The organism is [Clostridium] symbiosum ATCC 14940 (assembly GCF_000466485.1).
Classification (GTDB): Bacteria; Bacillota; Clostridia; order Lachnospirales; family Lachnospiraceae; genus Otoolea; species Otoolea symbiosa.
In genome coordinates this window covers 1-8,502 of the sequence record NZ_KE992789.1, presented here as the reverse complement: position 1 = coordinate 8,502, position 8,502 = coordinate 1, and the positions used below count along the sequence as shown (strand labels likewise).

Here is an 8,502-nt window from a genome sequence, read left to right as displayed (position 1 = left end):
ACCGGCGGCGTCCTCACCTGCTTAATTAAATCTCTGAACAGTAACCAAACACCGCCTACCGCTTCATTCTTCTCTTATGCCGGTACATATAAGCATCCGCCCGGGTCATAATATCTTTTACCTCCAAATCCCGGCCCGGGGTATAGAATGCGTATCCGGACGCGATGGCCGCATGGAATTCCTGCGTGCGGCTGTACTCCTCCATTGCTGTTTTTATCCTTGCGATGCCTTCCACAGCGGTTTCGGCATCTTTATTTTCAAGATAAACGGCAAATTCGTCCCCTCCGATGCGGTATACCGCTTCACCGGGAAATGCCGTCCTAATGGCATCTGCAGCGGCGCGGATATACTCATCCCCCTTATCGTGGCCAAATTCGTCGTTCACACACTTTAAATTGTTTAAATCACACATGACAAAGCCCGGCCGGTTCCCGCTGCCAAAGTCGTCCCGGAGACATTCCATCTTTTTTTCAAAAGCCAGTCTGTTTCCAACGCCTGTCAGGCCGTCTCTGTCCCGCTCTACCTGAAGCGCTTTCGTCTGAAGGACTTCATCCGTCACATCTTCCACAACGCACCTTACGGTGCCATCCATTATTTTTTTGGTTATCTTAATCCATTTTGAGCCGTCCTCCGACTCCAGCCTGAATGTGTCGTCGCCTCCGTCACGCAAATTCTCAAAGTCTTTCAGGAACTCTGTAAATTTCATCTTATCCCTGGTAAAAATACGTTCCTGCTCCCATGTAAGGTTCAGCAGACTGGGAATCCGGCTGGTCATAAACACCTTGCCTGAATGCGGGCGCAATTCAAACACCCCCAGAGGAAGTCCCGACAGCTCCATCAGCTTAGCATGACGGGTAAACCACACGCTGACAAACAACGCGATAATCAGTCCGATGCCAGTGGTTGCCAAAAGTGCAAAAACCAGCAGCCTCTCTATCTTTTGAGGAAAATGCAGCAGAACCGGCTTCTCCATCAGCCCCATCAGGTACCACTCCTCCCCTTCAAACGGCGTATTGTGGTAATACATTCCCATCCGGCTGGCACTGACATAAATATCGTGGCTGCTGTTATGGTTGAGCAGCCTGTATATCCCGTCCTCCTCATCGACGCTTTCCAGCTCCATCATCTCTCCGGCTTCCAGCATCCTCCTTTGGACTGCACCGTACGTGATAGACAGTTTAAGGCCCTTCTCCATTGAACCGGTCGCGATGACATAACCGTAGGAATCGGTGTTCTGCAAATCTCTTGCCGGTAAAAAACGGTACAGATAATTCACGGAAATCTCAACTCCGAATATGGCGGCCACATTCCCCTTCCCGTCAAAAACAGGTACTGAATAAGTGATGACGTCTTCATCCTGGGGATTTACCTTGAACGGTGTGCTCCAATAGCCCAGCCAGGCTGATCGGCCGTACTCATTTGCCGCCTCATAGGGCTTTGTATAAAAATCCCGGTTGCTGCTGCTGAGTTCCAGCCGGTAACTCCAGTTTGCCGTAGTTGCAATCTTCAGCTTGTCGGCCACGTTCCACGGCCCGGCCAGCATATAAAGGTTCTCGTTATTCTGTCCCGCCTTATCCGGATTATTGTTACGAAAATACAGGGAGGCCAGAGAATTCTCCGTTCCGTCCTGCCCCGGCAGTATCAGAAAAGCGCCCGTAGTCTTTGTGTGGTAAAGCGAATCCAGAATGATGGGAGCCAGCTCTTCCAGGACTTCATCCTCTTTACCCGCCAGATTCCCCGTATCCGTCTCCTCAAAATACCGGCTGATCCGTTCCTCGTCATAGTCAAAATTTGTCCAGATGTTATTCATCTCGTTTTCCAGATTGTTCTTACGCCCGTTCACCTTCTCCGAAAATATCCTGTACTCATTTTGCTCTGCTCTCTTGAGCACGCCGCTGCCAACCATGATTCCGGCCAGCAGACTGCTCTGAAATGCAGCAAAACAGACAAACACAACAGTCAAACGAAACGCAATATTCCTGCTTCTAATTTTTCTCCCCATCTGTCATACCAGCCATTTCTTTGATAAGAGAATCATACCAGCGGTAGAAGCACTCCTCCTCCAGCAGATCCTTTTGCACAACATCTTCTTTTTCCCCGTTTAATATCCTTTTTTCCATCAGGGCCAGAGATTCGGCCGTTTTTTTCTCCAAAGACTCCCCGAAGACTTTATTCAATTCATAAGAGCCGTCAAATGCTTTTTTCGCATAGAATGCATACTGCCTCCCCGCTTCCAGATATGCATTGATTCCGCTTGTAATTGCCGCCGCATTTCCAGTATCGTCAACATTCCTGAGAAGTTCCGGTACGGATGAAAGCGCCTCCTGCTCAACCGGCAGGTAACCCGTAGACACCGCAAACCTGATATTCTGCTCTGGTTGTGTGAACCACTTCAAAAACTCGCAGGCAGCACGCTCGCGCACCTCGTCTGAAGCGAATACTCCCATATTAGCTCCGCGCTGGGTCATGTATTTTTCCCCGTTTTGAAACACGGGATAGGGAAGGCACAGGCATTCAACCGGATATGACTTATTCTCATCCTTGATTACTTCGTCCGGAAAAAATCCGGCGCCTGCCGATGAGCCGATATAAGCAATCATCTTTCCGCTCTTAACGCCGTCCTGATTGTATACCCTGCTTTCATACCACCCCATTATATGAGGTATGTAGTAGGCGTCCCATACTCTTCCCGCCGTCTCTTTGGAATAAACCGGCTTCCCGCTGCCGGATAACACATTTTCCCCCAGCTGCGCAGCCGTAATTACGGCAAAATCATTATAGTAATTCATGCCGAGAAACGGCTGGCCTCCCGACCATTCATAGTACATCTGAGCCGTCTTTGCAAGCCCCTCCCAGGTTCCAAGAAGTTCCATGGAAGCTCCCGTATCCGCAGAAAAACGTTCCCAGTCCGTCTTATTCAGAAACAGCAGCTCCGTGGATTTGGCCACCGGCACCATTTTGTGGACCCCGGAATGATCCCACATACCCTCTTCCAAAAATTCCGGACGGTATTTACCCAATTCTTCTCCTGTAAAATACTCTTCCAGAGATACCAGGGGAGCTATCTTATCCAGCCGGTATGCACTGTCAGGATAGGACGAAAATATATCGGGCAGCGGTTCCGCTCCAATCACGCGGTTCGCCGAGGCGTACAGCACTTCCTCCAGCTCATCACTGGAGCCGTATCCTTTCGCATCGATTATTATCCCCTCATTCATTCCGACCGTATCGTTGAACTCCTGAACCAGTTTGTCAAATTGCATCTTTACCACTGCATTATAAGAATGCCAGAGCGTAATCACCACCGGCGACTTCGGATCAGGCACTTTTTTTCCTCTTTTACCGCATCCGCCGAGACTGACCACCGTCATCAAGACGAGCGCTGCTATTATCGTATATTTACTTATCCTTCTCATACATACTCCAACCAATGCACATTAGTCTACTCTACTATATAATATGATAACAGTTTAAAGCATGAACTGTTACTATAATATCTCAGTATACCGTATCATATGCCGGCTGTCTATTGCAATTATAAAATATCAAAAACCGGACCAAAAGCGTATGCTTTTGATCCGGCTCTGTAATTGTAAAATTCTATTGCCCCTGAATTAGTTCACAAGCTTAGCAACATTTAATTTAACGCCAGGACCCATAGTGGACGTAAGTGTCACACTCTTTAAGTAAGAGCCCTTTAATGCACTTGGCTTTGCCTTCAGGATAGCGTCGATAAGCGTCTGGAAGTTGTCCGCTAACATTTCTTCTGTGAAAGAAGCTTTTCCTACTGGCACGTGGATAATATTTGTTTTATCAAGTCTGTACTCAATCTTACCAGCTTTGATATCGTTGATAGCCTTTGTTACGTCCATAGTAACTGTACCGGCTTTCGGGTTAGGCATTAAGCCCTTCGGTCCGAGTACACGTCCTAAACGACCAACAACACCCATCATATCAGGTGTAGCAACAACTACGTCGAAATCCAACCATCCTTCATTCTGGATCTTCGGGATGAGTTCCTCAGCGCCTACAAAGTCTGCGCCTGCAGCCTGAGCCTCGTCAGCCTTCGGTCCTTTTGCAAATACAAGGATTCTAACTGTCTTGCCTGTTCCGTGCGGTAAAACTACGGCACCACGGATCTGCTGATCAGCATGACGTCCATCACATCCGGTTCTGATATGAGCTTCAATTGTTTCATCAAATTTAGCAACAGATGCTTTCTTTACGATAGAAATAGCTTCTGCAGCGTCATAAAGATTTGTGCGGTCTACTAATTTAGCAGCCTCTACGTATCTTTTTCCTCTTTTCATTATAAATAACCTCCTAGTGGTATTGTCGGGGATTTCCCTCCCACGTTACAAATAAACATCTCGAATTCACTTCTTCAGCGTGCGTCCGTTCATCCAGGCCCTAACTTCTCCGCCCGGATAATGAAACCGCTTCGCATTAAGCCAAAAAGTGTCCTGATTAACTGCTTTCGGCTTACTCTACTGTGATTCCCATACTTCTGGCTGTACCTGCGATCATGCTCATAGCAGCCTCAAGGCTTGCAGCATTTAAATCTGGCATCTTCAGCTCTGCGATCTTCTGAAGTTCTTCTTTAGAGATGGTAGCTACTTTTGTCTTGTTAGGTGTTGCAGATCCGGATTTGATCTTGCATGCCTTCTTTAACAAAACTGCAGCCGGCGGAGTCTTTGTAATAAAGCTGAAGCTTCTGTCAGCGTATACAGTGATAACAACCGGAATAACCAGGTCGCCCTGATCTGCTGTTCTTGCGTTAAATTCTTTTGTGAACTGAACGATATTAACGCCGTGCTGACCGAGAGCCGGTCCAACTGGCGGTGCTGGTGTAGCTTTACCAGCAGGAATCTGTAATTTGATATATCCTGTAACTTTCTTTGCCATGATAAGGCACCTCCTAAATAAATGTGGTAATTGCGGGAATCTCCCTCCCACGAGCCTCTAAACCGGTTAAAGGCCGTTTTATTACATCTTCTTTACTTCCGTGAAGTTAAGTTCTACCGGTGTCTCACGGCCGAACATCTCCACATTGATAGTAAGGGTCTGCTTTCCTTCGTTGATGGACTTGATAACACCAACGGTATCTTTCCAGGCCCCTGCGGTAACAACAACTGTGTCACCTTCTTCAAATTCGACAACCAATCCGGCTTCCCTGAACCCGAGAGCATCCATCTCTGCTTCCGTAAGAGGAACCGGCTTGGAACCCGGACCAACAAATCCTGTTACACCTCGGGTGTTGCGTACTACATACCATGTGTCATCGTTCATAACCATGTTAATCAGTACATATCCGGGAAACATCTTTTTGGCAACCTGTTTCTGAGCCCCGTTCTTCAGTTCGATAACGTCCTGCATCGGCACGGACACTTCTAAAATCTGATCCTGAAGCTTTCTGTTTTCAATTGTCTTTTCGATGTCAACTTTTACTTTGTTCTCGTAGCCGGAATAAGTATGCACTACATACCAATTTGCTTCTGACATATTCTCACCCTTGCCCTTATTTTAGATAACAAAATGCAGACCGGTTACGATAATCGTATCAAGCGCTGCAATAATCAGTCCCAAAGCAATGGCAACCGCAACAACAGCTCCTGTCTGCTTTGCAACAGTTTCTTTGTCGGGCCAGATGATTTTCTTGTACTCGGCCTGAAGGCCTTTCCAATAGCTCTTTTTAGGAGCCTTTTTGGTATTTTCTGTTTCACCCATAATTTGTCCTCCAATTGTCTCAGGCAGCCGCCTGAAACCAGGTACAATCAGTTACCTTATTTTGTTTCTTTGTGTAACGTATGTGTTTTACAGAATCTGCAATACTTCTTTGTTTCCATTCTGTCAGGATGAGTCTTCTTATCCTTAGTCATGTTGTAATTACGTTGTTTGCATTCTGTACATGCCAGTGTAATTCTTGTGCGCACGACTTCCACCTCCACTTAAATTGTTGTTTGTCACAGCCTTTATTTTACTGCATTTATCAAGGTTTCGGCCCTGATTTTGAGCATAAAAAAAAGACCTAAGTTCTTCCATTCGCCCGTCTACTATATCATAAAAGCTTTATTTCGTCAATATATTTTTTAAATCACCGCACACCAGACAGGAATCGTAATCATGGACAACAGGGTGGACAGCACAACGCACTTGGTGGCAAACTCAGCATCGCTTCCATATCTTGCCGCAAAAATGGCCGCCGTCGCCCCGGCCGGCATGCCGGTCATTATGACCGCAACTCCGGCAGCCACGGAATCAAGCCCCAGCAGCCGGCTTAACGCCAATGCGGCGCCAGGAAGCAGCACCAGCCTGAAGATCCCAAAACCGGCCGTTGTTTTATTAATTATCGTCCTCACATCCACATCTGCCAGAATCGTGCCGATAATAAACATTGTGACTGCTGAATTGCAATTTCCGATACTCCGGACGGAAGAGGCCAGCACTTCCGGCACGTGAATCTGCGTAAACATCAGAAACATGCCAAGATATACGGCTACAAGGCAGGGATGGGTCAGGATATTACGTAATACCTTCTTTTTATCTGTGCCGCCCGATATGAAATACGATGTTCCGGCCGACCACATAACCACACGCATCGGAATGAGAAATATGGACGCATACAGAAGTCCCAGTTCCCCATAGACCCCCTCCGCCACAGGATTGCCCAGAAAACCGCCATTTGACACAATCGTACAGTATTGGAGTACTTTCTTCTGATGCTCCTCAAAACCGTTGAACAAAAAGCGGTTGAGAAAGACGCACAAGAACTGCATGACGATTCCGACCGCCAGCAGCAGGCCGCAGGCCTTCATAATCGATATGTCAAACTCAATCAGGCATGATTTAACAATATTGCAGGGAATGATGATATTTACACAGAGATCCGTAAGACACCGCTTACCCGGCTCGTCAATAATCCCCTTCCGTTTTAATACAGCCCCTGCCAGAATCATAATGAAGAGGCTCCCCTGCAGATTGAACAGTTTGATAAGCTCCATGATTCATCCTCCTTCACCGTTTAATTTACAAGACCATCCGGCTTTATCCTATTCATCCTCCTTCTGCTGCATATCATGTTCCATGCAGGCAGCAGATACAGATAAAATGCCGTCAGGATACAGCCGGCCGTCTCCGGTGCCGAGATAGCGGCAAGCGGCACGGCGCAGGCGATGGACCACGGGACCAGGGGAGCCACGATAACGGCTGAATTTTCCAGATAAATCGCCAGTTCCTTTTTATCATCTGTGATATCCTTACAGAGCTGGTAGGTCAAAATAATTCCCAGCGTCTGGTTGCAGGCCGCCATCGAGGCCGGGAGCGAAGTCAGGAGCGCCCCGCCGTATGGCGTGACCCGTTCTCCAAGCCGGCCGATTTTCTTCTTTATACCAAACAGAATCCCCGTCTTTTCCAATATGCAGGAAAACGAAGAAGAGATGCATACAATCAAGCTGACCTTTACCATAGAAAGGATCCCTCCCCCATTCATCATGACCGCTAATTCCGGCTCCGGAACACGGTAACCGAAGATTAGAAAGCGCAGGAGTTCCTCCGGGGTATTTCCCTGCACGGACAGGCAGATAAAGGACGCCGCCAGGATGCTGGCCATCATTGTACGCTTGACATTGATTCTGCACAGGGACAAGATAATAACAAGTGCGGCAGGCAGAGCCGTAACCCAGTGAAGTTTGAAGCTGCCTCTCAAAAGGGAGAGCTGGACTGAATCAAATAAGCTCCCTGCGCTGTTCAGTCCCATCAGCAGATAAAGGACGCAGACGGCGGCAAACGGGACGACGGAAGTCTTTACCATATTCTTTATATTGTCAAAAATATCGGTTTCTGTCAGCTCACTGACTAACAGGGCGCTGGTGGACATCGGGGAACACCGATCGCCAAAAAATATTCCGGATAATATGGCCCCTCCGGTGTAAACGGGATTCATCCCCGCCCCTGCGGCCATAGCCATACATATTACGCCGCTGGTGGCTGCCGTCCCAAATGCAGTCCCGGTCAAAACTGAAACAAGGCAGTTTAATAAAAACACGACAAGAAAGAATGCAGAAGGTACAATCAGCCCCGCAGAAAACGTGACGAGAAGCGGTATCGTACCCGCCGCACGCCATACGGCGGTCAGCATTCCTATCAGCATAAAAACAATCAGTATATTTTTCACGGTATTTATTCCCTGCAGGGACATTTGGGCGATCTCCACAGCCGTATAATGCTTTTTAAATGCATATCCCGCAAAAAGAATGTATCCGAAAATCAGAGCATACAGCACTGATATTCCAAGCGCCGCGCATAACAGAAGCGCCGCCGAAAAGGCTCCGAGCACGATCAGTTCCAACATATCACAACCTCCCTATGCTTTATAGTATAAAGTAATTATTCAAATTGTCCAACTGTTCTTTCACCGTTTCTGTTCTTATCTTGTTACTGTTTACAGTTCAGTGTAAGTTAGGTAAAACTATGGAGATTTAACTGAGGTTTGGAGGACGCGTC

9 protein-coding genes are annotated in these 8,502 nt (G+C 47.5%); all 9 read right to left on the bottom strand.

Annotation, left to right across the window (positions count from 1 at the left end):
* Window positions 1-55: 55 nt before the first annotated feature.
* Window positions 56-2,002, bottom strand: a complete 1,947-nt coding sequence (locus CLOSYM_RS00315) for a sensor domain-containing diguanylate cyclase (protein ID WP_021640496.1) — start codon at window positions 2,000-2,002, stop codon at window positions 56-58.
* Window positions 1,986-3,416, bottom strand: a complete 1,431-nt coding sequence (locus CLOSYM_RS00310) for an ABC transporter substrate-binding protein (RefSeq protein ID WP_021640495.1) — start codon at window positions 3,414-3,416, stop codon at window positions 1,986-1,988. Before CLOSYM_RS00310 ends, CLOSYM_RS00315 begins: the two co-directional genes overlap by 17 nt.
* 198 nt (window positions 3,417-3,614) lie before the next feature.
* Complete coding sequence (rplA, locus tag CLOSYM_RS00305; protein ID WP_003502681.1) at window positions 3,615-4,310, bottom strand: 50S ribosomal protein L1; 696 nt, start codon at window positions 4,308-4,310, stop codon at window positions 3,615-3,617.
* 172 nt (window positions 4,311-4,482) lie between these two features.
* The gene (rplK, locus tag CLOSYM_RS00300; protein ID WP_003502679.1) at window positions 4,483-4,905 is read right to left on the bottom strand and encodes a 50S ribosomal protein L11; all 423 of its coding nucleotides are present in this window, start codon (window positions 4,903-4,905) and stop codon (window positions 4,483-4,485) included.
* A gap of 81 nt (window positions 4,906-4,986) precedes the next feature.
* Entirely contained in the window at window positions 4,987-5,502 is a 516-nt protein-coding gene (nusG, locus tag CLOSYM_RS00295) for a transcription termination/antitermination protein NusG (protein ID WP_003502676.1), read from the bottom strand.
* Window positions 5,503-5,523: 21 nt separating this feature from the next.
* Window positions 5,524-5,727 (bottom strand): preprotein translocase subunit SecE, encoded by a 204-nt coding sequence (gene secE, locus CLOSYM_RS00290; protein WP_003502674.1) that lies wholly within the window; start codon window positions 5,725-5,727, stop codon window positions 5,524-5,526.
* Between the two features lie 56 nt (window positions 5,728-5,783).
* A complete protein-coding gene (gene rpmG, locus CLOSYM_RS22095; protein WP_021640493.1) occupies window positions 5,784-5,933 on the bottom strand; it encodes a 50S ribosomal protein L33 in 150 nt (49 codons plus the stop codon).
* Window positions 5,934-6,089: 156 nt separating this feature from the next.
* Entirely contained in the window at window positions 6,090-7,001 is a 912-nt protein-coding gene (locus CLOSYM_RS00285; RefSeq protein WP_021640492.1) for an AEC family transporter, read from the bottom strand.
* A gap of 20 nt (window positions 7,002-7,021) precedes the next feature.
* Window positions 7,022-8,350 carry a Na+/H+ antiporter NhaC family protein gene (locus CLOSYM_RS00280; protein WP_021640491.1) on the bottom strand — a complete coding sequence of 443 codons (1,329 nt, stop codon included), beginning with the start codon at window positions 8,348-8,350 and terminating at the stop codon, window positions 7,022-7,024.
* Window positions 8,351-8,502: the final 152 nt, after the last annotated feature.

Bases quoted from the DNA above. Each gene is read 5' to 3' on its own strand.
- CLOSYM_RS00315 (WP_021640496.1), bottom strand. From the start codon at position 2,002: ATGGGGAGAAAAATTAGAAGCAGGAATATTGCGTTTCGTTTGACTGTT.
- CLOSYM_RS00310 (WP_021640495.1), bottom strand. From the start codon at position 3,416: ATGAGAAGGATAAGTAAATATACGATAATAGCAGCGCTCGTCTTGATG.
- rplA (WP_003502681.1), bottom strand. From the start codon at position 4,310: ATGAAAAGAGGAAAAAGATACGTAGAGGCTGCTAAATTAGTAGACCGC.
- rplK (WP_003502679.1), bottom strand. From the start codon at position 4,905: ATGGCAAAGAAAGTTACAGGATATATCAAATTACAGATTCCTGCTGGT.
- nusG (WP_003502676.1), bottom strand. From the start codon at position 5,502: ATGTCAGAAGCAAATTGGTATGTAGTGCATACTTATTCCGGCTACGAG.
- secE (WP_003502674.1), bottom strand. From the start codon at position 5,727: ATGGGTGAAACAGAAAATACCAAAAAGGCTCCTAAAAAGAGCTATTGG.
- CLOSYM_RS00285 (WP_021640492.1), bottom strand. From the start codon at position 7,001: ATGGAGCTTATCAAACTGTTCAATCTGCAGGGGAGCCTCTTCATTATG.
- CLOSYM_RS00280 (WP_021640491.1), bottom strand. From the start codon at position 8,350: ATGTTGGAACTGATCGTGCTCGGAGCCTTTTCGGCGGCGCTTCTGTTA.